Origin of the sequence: Pseudomonas gingeri, assembly GCF_013385635.1 — a bacterium.
Lineage (GTDB): Bacteria > Pseudomonadota > Gammaproteobacteria > Pseudomonadales > Pseudomonadaceae > Aquipseudomonas > Aquipseudomonas gingeri_A.
In genome coordinates this window covers 90339-107207 of the sequence record NZ_JACAPR010000010.1, presented here as the reverse complement: position 1 = coordinate 107207, position 16869 = coordinate 90339, and the positions used below count along the sequence as shown (strand labels likewise).

The 16869-nt window shown below is 63.1% G+C and carries 10 protein-coding genes; 4 read left to right on the top strand and 6 right to left on the bottom strand.

Features of this window, described 5'->3' with window-relative positions:
- Positions 1–269 precede the first annotated feature (269 nt).
- From HX851_RS10815 to HX851_RS10795, 5 genes are all read right to left on the bottom strand, one after another.
- Positions 270–1439, bottom strand: a complete 1170-nt coding sequence (locus HX851_RS10815; protein ID WP_177056560.1) for a zinc-binding metallopeptidase family protein — start codon at positions 1437–1439, stop codon at positions 270–272.
- Between the two features lie 206 nt (positions 1440–1645).
- Positions 1646–4003 carry an NAD-dependent DNA ligase LigA gene (ligA, locus tag HX851_RS10810; protein ID WP_177056561.1) on the bottom strand — a complete coding sequence of 786 codons (2358 nt, stop codon included), beginning with the start codon at positions 4001–4003 and terminating at the stop codon, positions 1646–1648.
- A 188-nt stretch (positions 4004–4191) separates the two neighbouring features.
- On the bottom strand, positions 4192–5040 hold the full coding sequence (gene zipA / locus HX851_RS10805; RefSeq protein WP_177056562.1) for a cell division protein ZipA: 849 nt from the start codon (positions 5038–5040) through the stop codon (positions 4192–4194).
- Between the two features lie 261 nt (positions 5041–5301).
- Positions 5302–8790, bottom strand: a complete 3489-nt coding sequence (gene smc / locus HX851_RS10800; protein WP_177056563.1) for a chromosome segregation protein SMC — start codon at positions 8788–8790, stop codon at positions 5302–5304.
- 2 nt (positions 8791–8792) lie between these two features.
- On the bottom strand, positions 8793–9452 hold the full coding sequence (locus HX851_RS10795; RefSeq protein WP_177056564.1) for a GntR family transcriptional regulator: 660 nt from the start codon (positions 9450–9452) through the stop codon (positions 8793–8795).
- A 301-nt stretch (positions 9453–9753) separates the two neighbouring features.
- On the opposite strand from HX851_RS10795, the gene xdhA reads away from it, so the two are divergent.
- The 4 genes from xdhA to guaD all read left to right on the top strand — a co-directional run bounded on the left by xdhA (position 9754) and on the right by guaD (position 15875).
- The gene (gene xdhA / locus HX851_RS10790; RefSeq protein WP_177065344.1) at positions 9754–11208 is read left to right on the top strand and encodes a xanthine dehydrogenase small subunit; all 1455 of its coding nucleotides are present in this window, start codon (positions 9754–9756) and stop codon (positions 11206–11208) included.
- Positions 11201–13600 (top strand): xanthine dehydrogenase molybdopterin binding subunit, encoded by a 2400-nt coding sequence (gene xdhB, locus HX851_RS10785; protein WP_177056566.1) that lies wholly within the window; start codon positions 11201–11203, stop codon positions 13598–13600. The genes xdhA and xdhB overlap by 8 nt, the downstream gene beginning before the upstream one ends.
- Before the next feature lie 115 nt (positions 13601–13715).
- The gene (gene xdhC, locus HX851_RS10780; RefSeq protein WP_177065343.1) at positions 13716–14558 is read left to right on the top strand and encodes a xanthine dehydrogenase accessory protein XdhC; all 843 of its coding nucleotides are present in this window, start codon (positions 13716–13718) and stop codon (positions 14556–14558) included.
- Between the two features lie 12 nt (positions 14559–14570).
- Positions 14571–15875 carry a guanine deaminase gene (guaD, locus tag HX851_RS10775; protein ID WP_177056568.1) on the top strand — a complete coding sequence of 435 codons (1305 nt, stop codon included), beginning with the start codon at positions 14571–14573 and terminating at the stop codon, positions 15873–15875.
- A 206-nt stretch (positions 15876–16081) separates the two neighbouring features.
- Here the strand turns inward: guaD and HX851_RS10770 are convergent, their stop codons facing one another.
- Positions 16082–16846: a GntR family transcriptional regulator gene (locus HX851_RS10770; protein ID WP_177056569.1), complete on the bottom strand. Its 765-nt coding sequence runs from the start codon at positions 16844–16846 to the stop codon at positions 16082–16084.
- Positions 16847–16869 lie beyond the last annotated feature (23 nt).

The following is a 16869-nucleotide window of genomic DNA, read 5'->3' as shown; positions in this document are numbered from 1 at the left end:
AGGCAAGGGAAAGAGATCTTTCGACAACATCACACCATTCATCGAGTGGATGCTGGTGAGCACGCCCCCACTGAAGCCTTCCCCCGGACAATCGGTCCATGCCTGCAACCACGGTGTAAACGCACACATCCGATCGTTCCCATGCTCCGCGTGGGAATGCAGCCCGTGACGCTCTGCGTCACAACAGCGGACGCAGAGCGCCCAGGGAAGCGTTACCACGCGGAGCGTGGGAACGATCAAATACAGGAGATTAAGCAAACAGCCTTCACTCAAGGCGCAAGCTGCAACACCTCATCCGCCCGACCACCCTCCTCCTGGATCACCAGGTGGATAAAGTGCAGTTTGGCGATGGTCGCCGGCGGCAGGACAAAGGGGTAGAAATCCGGTTGGCCCATGCTGCGGGACAGTTCGTTGAGCATGCCCGCCAGTTCGATCCAGGCGTTGACGAAGGACAGGAACGCCGGGCCTTCCGGATGCTGCGGGTCATAGAGCACGCTGGTGGGGAACGGCTGGTAGTCGAAGTCCGATTCGCGGGCGCTCATGCCGAAGCCCAGCGCCGTGTCCACCGCGTCCATCATGTGCAGGTAGTGCGCCCAGGTTTCCGCCCAGTCTTCCCAGGGGTGCATGGTGGCGTAGGCGCTGACGTAGCGCTGCTGCCAGTCCGCCGGTGCGCCGTTCTGGTAGTGGCGCTCCAGTGCGTCGGCGTAGCTCGCGCGCTCGTCGCCGAACAGGCCGCGAAACGGTTCCAGCCACTGGTCGTTGGCAATCAGCCGGTCCCAGTAGTAATGCCCGACTTCATGGCGGAAATGGCCGAGCAAGGTGCGGTACGGTTCGCGCATCTGTACCCGGACCTTTTCCCGGTGGGCATCGTCGGCCTCCTTGATATCGAGGGTGATCAGGCCATTGGCGTGGCCGGTCATTGGCGATTTGCCTTCCAGGTCGACACCGACGAAGTCGAAGGCCAGGCCGTTTTCTTCGTTCCAGGTTTTCGGGATGACTTGCAGGCCGAGGGTGATCAGTTGTGCCACCAGGCGGCGCTTGGCGGTTTCGACCTTGCGCCAGCGCTCGGGATTTTCCGGGACGGACAGGTCAGGGATGGTGCGGTTGAGGCTGCACGCGGTGCATAGGGGGCTGCTGTGGGCATAGGGGATCAGCCAGTTGCAGGCCGCCGCGGTATCGAGGTTGCCGCAGCGGCGGAACAGACCGGCCTCGGGGTCGGCATCGAGCTGCCAGCTGTCCGGGTACGGGCCCGGTTGCAGGGAGGACAGGTGGCTGCCCTGGGGTTCGTAACCCAGGGCAGCGGAACAGGCCAGGCACTGGCTGTTGCGGAAGAACACCGACTGGCCGCAGCGGCAATGCCAGACCTTGCTGTTGCGCGAGGGCTCGGCAGCCAAAGGCGCGGCGATGCGGGAACTGAGACGTTCGAAGAAGCGGTACATGGCGATCTCTCCCTGGGACTTGCCAAGACTAGATCATGGGAAGTGGCAGCGGGTTCCATTTAGGCCGGAACCCAGATCGTTCCCACGCTGGAGCGTGGGAACGATCATGAAAAATCTGTAGGAGCCTGGCTTGCCAGCGAGCTTTTGGCGGTTTTGAGGACGCCATCGCCGGCAAGCCGGCTCCTACAGGGGGCTGATGCAGGACTTCAGATTTCGATTCCGTGTCCTTTCAGAAAGGCCACGAACGCTTCTTCGTCCAGCACCTTGAGCCCCAGTTCGTTGGCCTTCGCCAGTTTCGAACCCGCGCCCGGGCCCGCGACCACGCAGTGGGTCTTGGCCGAGACGGAGCCGGCGACCTTGGCCCCCAGGCTTTCCAGCTTGTCCTTGGCGATGTCGCGGCTCATCAGTTCCAGCGAGCCGGTCAGCACCCAGGTCTGACCCGTCAACGGCAGGCCTTCAACCGCCTTTTTCTCGCTCTGCCAGTGCATGCCGAAATCACGCAGTTGCACTTCGATCGCCAACGCCCGCTCGGCATTCCCCGGTAACTCGAAGAATTCGCGTACGGCATTGGCCGGTTTTTCATTCAGCGCCTGGCGCAGATCCAGCCAGTCGGCGTTGATGATGCCTTCGACCGAACCGAACTTGGCCGCCAGCTTTTCCGCTGCCGTCGGCCCCACCGAGCTGATATCCAGCTTGGCGACCAGCCCGGCCAGGGTGGTGCTGGCGGCGAACTCGGCGCCCAGCCCGCCCTGGTCTTGCAGCGTCAGGCCACGCTCGAGCAACTGGGCGATCACCGTGCGGTTGTGTTCGTCTTCGAAGAAGCTGTGGATCTCATGGGCCACTTCCATGCCGACATCCGGCAGGTAGGTCAGTACCGACGGCAGGGCCTGCATGACCCGCTCCAGCGAGCCCAGGGAGCGTGCCAGGACCTTGGCGGTCTCCTCGCCCACATCGGGAATGCCCAATGCGTAGATAAAGCGCGCCAGGCTCGGCTGCTTGCTGTCGGCGATGGCTTCCAGCAGGTTGCGGGTCGACAGTTCGGCAAAGCCTTCGAGGTCGACGATGTCTTCGTGCTTCAGGGTGTAGAGGTCGGCCGGCGAGGCGATCAGCTTTTCATCCACAAGTTGCTCGATGGTCTTGTCGCCCAGGCCTTCGATATCCATCGCCCGTCGCGACACGAAGTGGATGATCGCCTGCTTGAGTTGCGCACCGCAGGCCAGGCGGCCGACACAACGATACACCGCGCCCTCGCTGACCGTTTCGCGGCCCTTGCTGCGCTTGATCAGTTGCGTGCGCTCGACATGGGAGCCGCAGACCGGGCAGCTCTGCGGTATCTCGACGGCCCGGGCGCTTTCCGGGCGGCGCTCGGCGACGACCTGCACCACTTGCGGGATCACGTCGCCGGCACGGCGGATGATCACCGTGTCGCCGATCATCAGGCCCAGGCGCGCCACTTCGTCCATATTGTGCAAGGTGGCGTTGGACACCGTGACGCCAGCCACCTTGACCGGCTTCAAGCGCGCCACCGGCGTGACCGCACCGGTACGACCGACCTGGAATTCCACATCGAGCAGTTCGGTGAGTTCTTCCATGGCCGGGAATTTGTGGGCAATCGCCCAGCGCGGTTCGCGGGCGCGGAAGCCCAGTTCGCGCTGTGACGCCAGGCTGTTGACCTTGAACACCACGCCATCGATTTCATAGGGCAGCGCGTTGCGCCGCTCGCCGATATCGCGGTAGTAGTCCAGGCACTCGCCGATGCCCTTGGCCAGCTTCAGTTCGCGACTGACCGGCATACCCCAGGCCTTGAGTTGCTGCAGGTTGCCGATATGGGTGTCGGCGATATCCGCCGAGACCTGGCCCAGCCCGTAGCAGCAGAACTCCAGCGGACGGTTGGCGGTGATCTTCGAATCCAGTTGGCGCAGGCTGCCCGCCGCGGCGTTGCGCGGGTTGGCGAAGGTCTTGCCGCCGGCTTCCAGTTGCATGGCGTTGAGGCGCTCGAAACCGGCCTTGGACATGAACACTTCGCCGCGCACTTCGAGGGTCGCCGGCCAGCCGCTGCCGTGGAGCTTGAGCGGGATATTGCGCACGGTGCGCACGTTGATGCTGATGTCTTCGCCGGTGGTGCCGTCGCCACGGGTGGCGCCGCGTACAAGAGCGCCGTCCTGGTACAACAGGCTGACCGCCAGGCCGTCCAGTTTCGGTTCGCAGCTGTATTCGACTTCGCTGCCGCCGCCGAACAGGTCGCCGACCGGCAGGTCGAGGCCTTCGCTGACACGGCGATCGAACTCGCGCATGTCGGTTTCTTCGAAGGCGTTGCCCAGGCTCAGCATCGGGATTTCGTGACGGACCTGGGTGAAGGCCGAAAGCGCGGCGCTGCCGACACGCTGGGTCGGCGAATCGGCGCTGACCAGCTCCGGGTGTTCGGCCTCCAGGGCCTTGAGCTCGTGGAACAGCCGGTCGTATTCGACGTCCGGAATGCTCGGTTCGTCGAGCACGTGGTAGCGGTAGTTGTGCTGATCCAGCTCAGCGCGAAGCTCTAGAATGCGGGTATGGGCAGCAGTCATGGGGGTCTCTCGTAAAGCAAAAGAGCAGCCGAGGCTGCTCCCTATGTTAGTGCGTTTTTTTTGCGGTGGAACGTCGGGCCTCTTCGCGGGCAAGCCCGCTCCCACAATAGAGGTGAGTCGAACACAAAATTCGTGGGAGCGGGCTTGCCCGCGAAAGGGTCCTCAAAATCGCCCAAGAAATTCGGCGCTTAACGCTTCTGGGTCAGGGCACGACGCTCGAACTCGACGATACGCTGGCGGTAATGCTCGATGGTCTGGGCGGTCAGCACGCTGCGCTGGTCGTCCTTCAGCTCGCCATTGAGTTCCTGGGACAGCTTGCGGGCAGCAGCCACCATCACGTCGAAGGCTTGCTTCGGATAACGCGGTCCCGGCAAGCCGAGGAAGAAGCTCACGGCCGGGGTGCTGAAGTGGTCAATATCGTCAAGATCGAATACACCCGGCTTGACCGCGTTGGCCATGGAGAACAGGACTTCGCCATTGCCGGCCATGCTTTCGTGGCGATGGAAGATATCCATCTCACCAAAACGCAGGCCGCTTTCGAGGATGTTCTGCAGCAGTGCCGGGCCTTTGAAGCCGTTGGCATCACGGCTGATCACGCTGATCACCAGCACTTCCTCAGCCGCTGGCTGGTCCTTGTCCTGGCGTGCGGCCGGCTTGTGTTCGTCCGGGAAATCGTCGTCACGGCTGCTGAAACTCGGACCTTCTTCCAGATCCAGGTTCAGATTCAGGTCACCCTGGCTCGGCTCGCTGTTGCGTTTGCCGCGCTTGGACGGCTTCTCCCGAGGCTCGCGCGCCGGCATGCTCACCGAAGGCAAATCATGCTCATCGAGCTCGGGTTCCTTGTGGGTTTCCAGCACACGGGGCGGCCCCAGCAATTCGGCACTGGAGTCGTCGTCCGGCAGATTCGAGAAGCTGCGATCCAGACGAAACTTGAGCTTGCCCTTGCCGCCGCGCATCCGGCGCCAGCCATCAAAAAGAATACCGGCAATGACAATGATGCCGATGACGATCAGCCACTCGCGCAGACCGATTTCCATGTAATCCCGTGCCTCTAATAATGGTTCTATGAAGAAAGGGCGGAAAACCCTTTAAAGCGTGGCGCCAACTCTATGTTCTGACAGGCGTTTTTTCCCACGCACAAGAAAATTGGACATTAAATTAACACGACCAAAGGCAACTTTACACCGTCTGTCGTACAGGGTATGCATTAATAAGTCCCCAAGGATCAGTGCTAGTTCCCGCAAAGTCCCAGGAAAACCCCTTGCGTCTCGAATCTGCGGGTTCCGTCAGTCGTCGCCTCAGGCGTCGACCATGGCCATGGCCTCCTCGACATCCACCGCCACCAGCCGCGAGCAGCCGGGCTCGTGCATCGTCACGCCCATCAATTGATCGGCCATTTCCATGGCGATCTTGTTGTGGGTGATATAGATGAACTGCACCGATTCCGACATTTCCTTGACCAACCGGGCATAACGTCCAACGTTAGCGTCATCCAGCGGGGCGTCAACTTCGTCGAGCATACAAAACGGTGCCGGGTTCAACTTGAAGATGGAGAAAACCAGGGCCAGGGCCGTCAGGGCCTTTTCACCACCGGAGAGCAAATGGATGGTGCTGTTCTTTTTCCCCGGGGGCCGCGCCATGATCGTGACCCCGGTATCAAGCAGATCATCACCGGTAAGATCCAGATAAGCGCTGCCACCGCCAAACACTTTTGGAAACAAAGCTTGTAGGCCGGCGTTGATCTGGTCGAAGGTGTCCTTGAAGCGATTGCGGGTTTCCTTGTCGATTTTGCGAATGACGTTTTCCAGGGTGTCGAGGGCCTCGACCAGGTCGGCGTCCTGCGCATCCAGATAACGTTTACGCTCCGATTGTTGCTGGTATTCGTCGATGGCCGCGAGGTTGATCGCGCCCAGGCGCTGGATGCGCGCAGCAATCCGCTCCAGCTCTTCCTCGGCGGCCTTCTCGCTGGCCTCGGCCGTCAGGGTGGCGAGCACGCCGTGGAGGTCGTAGCCGTCTTCGAGCAACTGGTCCTGCAAGGTCTTGCGACGCACGCTCAGGGCTTGCCACTCCATGCGCTGCTGTTCGAGCTGGCCGCGAATCAGCTGGGATTGCTGCTCGGCCTGGCTGCGACGCTTTTCGGCATCGCGCAGTTCGCGGTCGGCATCTTCCAGGGCAATCTGCGCGGTCTTGAGTTCGACATCGACGCTCATGCGCTTGTCGAGCAGTTCTTCGAGCTTGAGGCGCAATTCTTCCAGCGGTGCCTCGCCCTCCTCCAGGTTCAGGCTCAACTGCTCGCGTTTTTCGGTCAGGCGTTCGGACTGCAACTCCAGGCGTTCAAGAGCCTGGCGGGTGGAGTCGTGCTGGGCCTTCAGCGAGCCGAGGCGCACCGCCAACTGGTGGGTATGGTCCTTGTGCTGGCGCGCTTCCTGGCGCACCCGATCGAGGCGTTCGCGCAAGCTGTCGCGCTGGGCCAGCAGCAGCTCGCGCTGCTCGGTGTCCACGGCCATGGCGTCGAGGGCTTCCTGCAATTGCAGGCGCGCCTCGCCGACTTCTTCATGTTCCTGGGCTCGTTGCTCGCCCAGTTCGCCGAGCTCTTCGTCGAGACGGGTACGACGCAACTGCAACTGCTCGGCCTTGGCCTTGCCGGCGGACAGCTTGGCTTTCAGCTCGCCTTGCTGGCGAGCTTCGTCCTGCAGCAAGCGGCGCAGGTGTTCGCGACCGGTTTCCTGCTGGCGCTGGGTGGCCCGCAGGGTTTGCAGATGGGTTTCCAGGGCCGCCAGGGTCTCTTCGCGCTCTTCGCGTTCCAGGCCCAGTTGCTGGATTTCCTGGCCACGGGCGAGCATGCCGCTTTCCGCTTCGCTGGCACGGCGTACCCGCAGGAAATGCCGGCCGACCCAGAAGCCGTCGCGGCTGATCAGGCTTTCCCCGACCGCCAACTGGCCGCGCAAGGCCAGTGCCTGCTCCAGGCTCTCGACCGGCCTGACCTGGCCCAGCCACGGCGACAGATCGATATCCGCCTCGACTTTCTCCAGCAGGCTGCCAGGCACCCGCGTACCATCGGCCGCCGGGCTGAGCAGGCGCAGGTCGCCCTGCTGGAAACTGCCCAGGTCGAGGCCGGCAAAGTTGTCCACCAGTACCGCCTGCAAGTCGGCACCCAATACGGTTTCCACCGCCAGTTCCCAGCCGGCCTCGACCTTCAGGCCCTGGGCCAGACGCGGACGCTCGGCCAGGTGCTGCTCACGCAGCCATTCGGCGGTGCCGGTGCCGGGATCGAGCGCCGCCTGCTGCAAGGCCTCCAGGGAAGCGAGACGGCCGTTGAGCCGTTGCAGGTCGCCCTGGGCCTGTTGCTGGTCCTGGGTGGCCTTGTGCAAGTCCTGGCGCAGTTGTTCGAGGCGTTCGACCTGCCCTTCTTCACTGGCTTGCAGGTCTTCCAGCGTCTGCTCGCTTTCGGCCAGTTGCTCGTTGAGCTCGAGGATCGCCGCGTCTTCAGGATCCGCCGAAAGCAACGCGCGCTCCTCGGTCAAGCGGCGCTGGCGTTCGGCCAGACGCTCCATGTTGGCTTCCAGTTGCTGGATCCGCGACTGCTGCACTTCCGACTGTCGCCGAGGCTCGGCCGAACGCAGGTTGAAGGCGTCCCAGTGCTCCTGCCAGCCGTGCATGGTGGTCTCGGACTCTTCCAGAGCGGCGGCGGCCTCTTCGGCGGCGGCGCTGGTCAGTTCCTGCTCGGGTTCGAGCAACGCCAGCTCTTCGCCGAGGGTCGCCAGCAAGGTGCGGTCATGGCCCAGGTGCGACTCGGTTTCCAGGCGCGCGCGCTCGGCCTCGCGCAGATCGTCCTGCAACTGGCGCAGGCGCTGCTGGCCATGCTGGATGCTCTGTTCGACCCGTGCGATATCACCGCCAACCGAATAGAAGCGCCCCTGCACCAGATTGAAGCGTTCGGACAATTCATGATGCCCGTCGCGCAGGCGTTCGATACTGGCATCGGCGTTGCGCTGCTCGGCCACCAGGGCTTCGAAGCTGATTTCCTGGTTGCCGATGATCGACTCGCGCTGGCCGACCTGTTCATTCAGCGCCTGCCAGCGCAGGGCCGACAGTTGGGCCTTGAGCTGACGCTCCTCGCCCTTGTATTCCTGGTACTTCTCGGCGGCCTGGGCCTGGCGGTGCAGGCGTTCGAGCTGGCGTTCGAGTTCTTCGCGCAGGTCGGTCAGGCGAGCCAGGTTCTCGTGGGTACGGCGGATACGGTTTTCGGTTTCCCGGCGACGCTCCTTGTACTTGGAGATCCCCGCCGCTTCTTCGATGAAGTTGCGCAGGTCTTCCGGCTTGGCCTCGATCAGCTTGGAGATCATCCCCTGCTCGATGATCGAGTAGCTGCGCGGCCCCAGGCCGGTGCCGAGGAAGATGTCGGTAATGTCCTTGCGCCGGCACTTGGTGCCGTTGAGGAAATAGCTGTTCTGGCTGTCGCGGGTCACTTTGCGGCGAATGGAGATTTCCGCGTAGGCCGCGTACTCGCCGATCAGGGTGCCGTCGGAGTTGTCGAACACCAGTTCGATGCTCGCCTGGCTGACCGGCTTGCGGCTGGTGGAGCCGTTGAAGATGACGTCGGTCATCGACTCGCCGCGCAGGTTCTTCGCCGAGCTCTCGCCCATCACCCAACGCACGGCGTCGATGATGTTCGACTTGCCGCAACCATTGGGCCCGACCACCGCCGCCATGTTACTGGGGAAGTTCACCGTGGTCGGGTCGACGAAGGACTTGAACCCCGCCAACTTGATGCACTTGAGCCGCACGCTTAGTCGACCGCCAGGGCAGACAATACGATGTCGCAGCTGCGCTGGGCGTAGCTGGCCAGGACTTCACGGATCAACGGCAGGTCACGGGCGATCACCGCCGCCAGCAGTTGCGCGAACAGCTCCAGGTATTCGGTCATTTCCGCCTTGCGTTGCTCCAGCGCCAGGTAATAGGCACGGCTCATCGCCGGTTGCAGGTTCTCGACGGTTTCCTGCAGGTACGGGTTATCGGCAAACGGATACGCCACGCGCATCACGTTGAAGCTGTCTTCGACGAAGGTACGGATATCCTGGCGTTCGTAGCTGGCGCTCAGGCGCTGCTGCAACTGCAGGAACGGCGCCAGGTCGGTCTGCACTTCCCAGCGCTGGGCCACGGCGTTGCCCAGCAGGATATACAACTCGCTCATCAGGGTGCACAGGCTCTGCACCTTGTGGGCGGTGAGTTCGGTCACGTGGGCGCCCCGTCGCGGCAGGATGGCGATCAGATGGCGGCGTTCGAGAATCAACAAGGCTTCGCGTACGGAGCCACGACTGACATTGAGCGCCAGCGTGACTTTCTGTTCCTGGATGCGCTCCCCGGGTTTGAGTTCGCCGCGAATGATGCGTTCGGCGAGGTGGTGAGCAATTTGCTCGGCGAGGCTGTCCGGCGCCTTGAACGTCATGGTTTTCCTTCAAAATCTTTGATCAGTGCAAGCGGCGCAGTGTAGCGCAATTGGTACGTGGTGGCGCAGGGCCCAGTGGGCGGAATTTGGCACGGAATACGCATTTGATCCACAGCTAGACTTAAAGCAGGGCCTGCCGTTCATCACTCCGCCTGGCGAACGCAGCCTTTGAATTCAAAGGGCTTTTCCTGGACGGTGGATTTTCCTGACCTTTCGGTCAGATTTTTATTGACCTGAAAGTCAGACATCACTAGATTCTGCCTCAACGGTCAACAACAATAATGAGTCTGCGAGGCCTTCCGTGATCCAGTTTTTACTCAACCAGGAACTCCGTAGCGAGCACGCCCTGGACCCGAACCTGACGGTGCTCGACTACCTGCGCGAGCACCTGGGCAAGCCAGGCACCAAGGAAGGCTGCGCCAGTGGCGACTGCGGTGCCTGTACCGTGGTGGTCGGCGAGTTGCACACGGACGATGCGGGCACCGAGCGGATTCGCTATCGCAGCCTCAATTCGTGCCTGACCTTCGTTTCCTCGCTGCACGGCAAGCAACTGATCAGCGTCGAGGACCTCAAGCACCAGGGCCAGTTGCACAGCGTGCAGAAGGCCATGGTCGAGTGCCACGGTTCACAGTGCGGCTTCTGCACGCCGGGCTTTGTCATGTCGTTGTTCGCCCTGCAGAAGAACAGCGAGTCCCCGGACAGTCACAAGGCCCACGAAGCCCTGGCCGGCAATCTCTGCCGCTGCACCGGCTACCGGCCGATCCTCGCCGCCGCCGCGCAGGCCTGCCGCAACAAGCCCGCCGATCAGTTCGACGCCCGCGAAGCCCAGACCATCGCCCGCCTGAAGGCCATCGCCCCGACCGAAACCGGCGAATTGAACAGCGGCGACAAGCGCTGCCTGGTGCCTTTGACTGTCGCCGATCTGGCCGAACTCTATGGCTCGCACCCGGAAGCCCGGCTGCTGGCCGGCGGTACCGACCTGGCCCTGGAAGTCACCCAGTTCCACCGCGCCCTGCCGGTGATGATCTATGTCGGCAATGTCGCCGAGCTCAAGCGTGTCGAGACCTTCGACGATCGCCTGGAAATCGGCGCCGCCACCCCGCTGTCGGATTGTTATGCCGCTCTCAAGGCCGAATACCCGGATTTCGGCGAACTGCTGCAACGCTTCGCCTCGCTGCAGATCCGCAACCAGGGCACCCTCGGCGGCAATATCGGCAACGCCTCGCCCATCGGTGACTCGCCGCCCCTGCTGATCGCGCTGAACGCGCAACTGGTCCTGCGCAAAGGTGCCCAAAGTCGCACCCTGGCACTGGAAGACTATTTCATCGACTACCGGGTGACCGCCCGCCAGGAAAGCGAATTCATCGAGAAGATCATCGTGCCACGGGCCAGCGCCGAACAACGGTTCCGCGCCTACAAGGTGTCCAAACGCCTGGACGATGATATTTCCGCGGTCTGCGCCGCGTTCAATCTGCGCGTCGAAAACGGCGTGGTCGCTGACGCGCGGATCGCCTTCGGTGGCATGGCGGCGACTCCGAAACGGGCCAGGGCCTGCGAAACCGCACTGGTCGGTGCGGCCTGGAACCTTGCCAGCATCGAGCGCGCCTGCCGGGCATTGACCGAGGACTTCACACCGCTGTCGGACTTCCGCGCCAGCAAGGAATACCGCCTGCTCAGCGCGCAGAACCTGTTGCGCAAATACTTCATCGAACTGCAAACGCCGCACATCGAGACCCGGGTGACCGCTTATGTCTAACCATCCTCTTGTGGAAAAAACCCAGGCCGAGCTCGCCGAGCTGTTCGCCCGGGACCTGACCACCGGTGTCGGGCGCAGCGTCAAGCACGACAGCGCCGACAAGCATGTCGCCGGCGAAGCGGTGTATATCGATGACCGCCTGGAGTTCCCGAACCAGTTGCACGTCTATGCGCGCCTGTCCGACCGCGCCCATGCGAGGATCATCAGTGTCGACACCGCGCCCTGCCATGCCTTTGAAGGCGTGCGTATCGTCATCACCCACGACGATATTCCCGGTCTCAAGGACATCGGCCCGCTGCTGCCCGGCGACCCGCTGCTGGCGATCGACAAGGTCGAGTTCGTCGGCCAGCCGGTGCTTGCCGTCGCCGCGAAAGACCTGGAAACCGCGCGCAAGGCAGCCATGGCGGCCGTCATTGAATACGAGGACCTGGAGCCGGTGCTGGATGTGGTCGAGGCCCTGCGCAAGCGGCATTTCGTCCTCGACAGCCACACCCACAAACGCGGCGACTCGGCCGCCGCGCTGGCCGGCGCCGAACACCGGATCCAGGGCAACCTGCATATCGGCGGCCAGGAGCATTTCTACCTGGAAACCCAGATCTCCTCGGTGATGCCCACCGAAGATGGCGGCATGATTGTCTACTGCTCGACCCAGAACCCCACCGAAGTGCAGAAGCTGGTGGCCGAGGTGCTGGATGTGTCGATGAACAAGATCGTCGTCGATATGCGGCGCATGGGCGGTGGCTTCGGCGGCAAGGAGACCCAGGCGGCCAGCCCGGCGTGCCTGTGCGCGGTGGTGGCGCAGCTGACCGGGCAACCGACCAAGATGCGCCTGCCGCGGGTCGAAGACATGCTGATGACCGGCAAGCGCCATCCGTTCTATATCGAGTATGACGTCGGCTTCGACAGCAACGGACGCCTGCACGGGATCAACCTGGAACTGGCCGGCAACTGCGGCTGTTCGCCGGACCTCTCGGCGTCGATTGTCGACCGGGCGATGTTCCACTCCGATAACGCCTATTACCTGGGCGACGCGACGGTCAACGGCCATCGCTGCAAGACCCACACCGCCTCCAACACTGCCTACCGCGGCTTCGGCGGCCCGCAGGGGATGGTCGCCATCGAGGAAGTGATGGACAGCATCGCCCGTCACCTGGGCCTCGATCCGCTGGCGGTGCGCAAGGCCAACTACTACGGCAAGACCGAGCGCAACGTCACCCATTACTACCAGACCGTCGAGCACAACATGCTCGAAGAGATGACCGCTGAACTGGAAGCCAGCAGCCAGTACGCCGAGCGCCGGGAAACCATTCGCCGCTACAACGCCCACAGCCCGATCCTGAAAAAAGGCCTGGCGCTGACCCCGGTGAAGTTCGGCATTTCGTTCACCGCCAGCTTTCTCAACCAGGCCGGCGCTCTGGTGCACGTCTATACCGACGGCAGCATCCACCTGAACCATGGCGGCACGGAAATGGGCCAGGGGCTGAACACCAAGGTGGCCCAGGTGGTGGCCGAGGTGTTCCAGGTGGAAATCGACCGGGTGCAGATCACCGCCACCAATACCGACAAGGTGCCGAACACCTCGCCCACCGCCGCCTCCAGCGGTGCCGACCTGAACGGCAAGGCGGCCCAGAATGCCGCCGAAATCATCAAGCAGCGGCTGGTGGAATTCGCCGCGCGGCAGTACAAGGTCAGCGCGGAAGATGTCGAGTTCCGCAACGGCCATGTGCGGGTGCGCGAGCAGATCCTGACGTTCGAGGCGCTGATCCAGCAGGCGTATTTCGCCCAGGTATCGCTGTCGAGCACCGGCTTCTACAAGACGCCGAAGATCTACTACGACCGCAGCCAGGCCCGCGGCCGGCCGTTCTACTACTTCGCCTATGGCGCGGCCTGCGCCGAGGTGATCGTCGACACCCTGACCGGCGAGTACAAGATGCTGCGTACCGATATCCTGCATGACGTCGGCGCCTCGCTGAACCCGGCCATCGATATCGGTCAGGTCGAAGGCGGGTTTGTCCAGGGCATGGGCTGGCTGACCATGGAGGAACTGGTGTGGAACGCCAAGGGCAAGCTGATGACCAACGGCCCGGCCAGCTACAAGATCCCGGCGGTGGCGGACATGCCGCTGGACTTGCGGGTCAGGCTGGTGGAGAACCGCAAGAACCCGGAAGACACGGTGTTCCACTCCAAGGCCGTCGGCGAGCCGCCGTTCATGCTGGGGATTGCTGTCTGGTGCGCGCTCAAGGATGCGGTGGCGAGCCTGGCCGATTACCGGGTGCAACCGAAGATCGACGCCCCGGCGACGCCGGAGCGGGTGTTGTGGGGTTGCGAGCAGATGCGCCAGGTCAAGGCCGCGCAGGCCGCGGTGGCCGGCCAGGAAACGGTGTCGTCATGACCGGGCGCTGCGCACCCGGATCGCCGGCAAGCCGGCTCCTCCAGATTGTGCACAGGACTCTTGTAGGAGCTGGCTTGCCAGCGATCGCGACCGAGCAGACAACAGAGAGGTGTCTATGAACAACTGGATCAGTGCGCTCGCCGACCTGCAGAACCAGGGTGAACCCTGTGTGCTGGTGACCATTATCGAGGAGCTCGGCTCGACGCCGCGCAATGCCGGTTCGAAAATGGTCGTCAGCATCACCGGCACCTTCGATACCATCGGCGGCGGCCACCTGGAATACAAAGCCACGCAGATCGCCCGGGACATGCTCGCCAGCGGCCAGCAGAACACCCACCTGGAGCGCTTCAGCCTGGGCGCCAGCCTCGGCCAGTGCTGCGGCGGGGTCACGGTACTGCTGTTCGAGCCGATGGGCCAGGTCCAGGCGGAGATCGCCGTGTTTGGCGCCGGTCATGTCGGTCGCGCCCTGGTGCCGTTGCTCGCCAGCCTGCCCTGCCGGGTGCGCTGGATCGACTCCCGGGAGCAGGAGTTTCCGGCGCAGATCCCCAGCGGCGTGCGCAAGATCGTCAGTGACGAGCCGGTGGAGGAAATCGACCATCTGCCCGCCGGCAGCTACTGCATCATCATGACCCATAATCATCCGCTCGACCTGGAACTCAGCGCCGCGCTCCTCAAGCGCGACGACTTCGCCTACTTCGGCCTGATCGGCTCGAAGACCAAGCGGGTGAAGTTCGAACACCGCCTGCGCGAACGCGGCTACGACAACGCGGCACTGCAACGCATGCGCTGCCCGATGGGCCTGGCCGAGGTCAAGGGCAAGCTGCCGGTGGAAATCGCCATCTCCATCGCCGCCGAGGTCATCGCCACCTATAACGCGAATTTCGGCCAGCACAGTGCGAGCGCCGAACCCATTGCCAAACTGCTGCCGGCCTCACGCCGTAGCCAAGCCGCGAATTAATTGAGACAGACCATGCCCCTGACCCGCAAAGCCTACCGCGCCGCCCTCCTGCACAGCATTGCCGACCCGGCCGAAGTCGGCATCGAGGCCTCCTACGAGTATTTCGAGGATGGCCTGCTGGTGGTCGAGAACGGCAAGATCAGCGCCATCGGCCATGCCGGCGAGCTGCTGCCCACGCTGCCGGCCGATATCGATATCACCCACTACACCGACGCGCTGATCACCCCGGGTTTTATCGACACCCATATCCACCTGCCGCAGACCGGCATGGTCGGTGCCTATGGCGAACAGTTGCTCGACTGGCTGAACACCTACACCTTCCCCTGTGAAAGCCAGTTCGCCGATCCGACCCATGCCGCGCAAGTCGCGGATATCTTCATCAAGGAACTGCTGCGCAACGGCACCACTACCGCGCTGGTGTTCGGCAGCGTGCACCCGCAGTCGGTCAATGCCTTTTTCGAAGCAGCCGAAAAGCTCGACCTGCGGATGATCGCCGGCAAGGTGATGATGGACCGCAATGCCCCGGACTACCTGACCGATACCGCAGAGTCGGGCTATCTGGAAAGCAAGGCGCTGATCGAGCGCTGGCACGGCAAGGGCCGCCTGCACTATGCGGTGACACCGCGCTTTGCGCCGACTTCGACCCCGGAACAATTGACCCTCGCCGGCCAGTTGCTCGGCGAGTACCCGGATCTGTACATGCAGACCCATATCAGCGAAAACCTGCAGGAAGTGGCATGGGTCAAGGAACTGTTCCCGGAGCGCAAGGGCTACCTGGATGTCTACGACCATTATCGCCTGCTGGGCGAGCGCTCGGTGTTTGCCCACGGCGTGCACCTGTGCGACGACGAGTGCGCGCGGCTGGCACAGACCGGTTCGGCGGTGGCATTCTGTCCGACCTCGAACTTCTTCCTCGGCAGCGGCCTGTTCAACCTGCCGATGGCCGAGAAGCACAAGCTGAATGTCGGCATCGGTACGGACGTCGGCGGTGGCACCAGCTTCTCGATCCTGCAGACGCTGAACGAGGCGTACAAAGTCATGCAGTTGCAAGGAGCGCGGTTGAGCCCGTTCAAATCGCTGTACCTGGCAACCCTCGGCGGCGCCCGGGCCTTGCGCCTGGAAGAACGGATCGGCAACCTGCAGGCCGGCAGCGACGCCGACTTCCTGGTGCTCGACTACCACGCCACGCCGTTGCTCAGCTATCGCCTGAAGCAGGCCAAGACCATCGCCGAGACGCTGTTCGTGTTGATGACCCTGGGGGATGACCGGACGGTGAAGCAGACCTACGCGGCGGGGAATCTGGTGCATCAGCGCTGAATGCACTCGACCTGATCATTGATCGTGATCGTTCCCACGCTCCGCGTGGGAATGCAGTCCGTGACGCTCCGTGTCACAACAGCGGACGCAGAGCGTCCAGAGAGACATTCCCACGCAGAGCGTGGGAACGATCAGCAACTCTCTGGCCTCATCGCCGGCAAGCCGGCTCCTACACAGGACCGCGTCAACCGCAGGTCAGGGCGATTCTACGGCTTTGCCGCGGGCCGACCCGGCTTCTTCGCCAGCAGCAGGTGCGAGAACACCGCGTGCAGGTCGTCCGAGGCGCTCTCTTCGTCGAGGTTGAGCTTGCTGTCGATATGGTCCATGTGGTGCATCATCAGGTCCACGGCCAGGGCCGCGTCCCGCGCTTCGATGGCATCGATCAACTGGGTGTGCTCGTCATAGGAACAGTGCGAGCGGTTGCCGCTTTCATACTGGGCAATGATCAGCGAGGTCTGGGAAACCAGACTGCGCTGGAAACTGATCAGCGGCGCATTCTTCGCCGCTTCCGCTAGCTTCAGGTGGAACTCGCCGGACAGGCGGATCCCTGCCCCGCGATCACCGCGGGAAAAACTCTCGCGCTCGTCGTGGACCATTTGCCGCAACTCGGCCAACTGCTCGGCCGTCGCGTACTGCACCGCCAGTTCGGTGATCGCCTTCTCCACCATGCGCCGGGCAAAGAACACCTGGCGGGCTTCCTCGACGCTCGGGCTGGCCACCACCGCGCCACGGTTCGGCCGCAGCAGCACCACGCCTTCGTGGGCCAGGCGCGACAAGGCACGGCGAATGATGGTCCGGCTGACCCCGAAAATCTCTCCCAGTGCCTCTTCGCTCAATTTGGTACCGGGCGCCAGACGTTGTTCGAGGATCGCCTCGAAGATATGCGCGTAGACAATATCGTCCTGGGTTCCGCTGCGGCCGGCCTTGCCTGCTCGCGGTTGTTTCTTGAGGGGCTGCAACTGTTCGTTCATGGGCACTCGAGTCGGAAAACGGC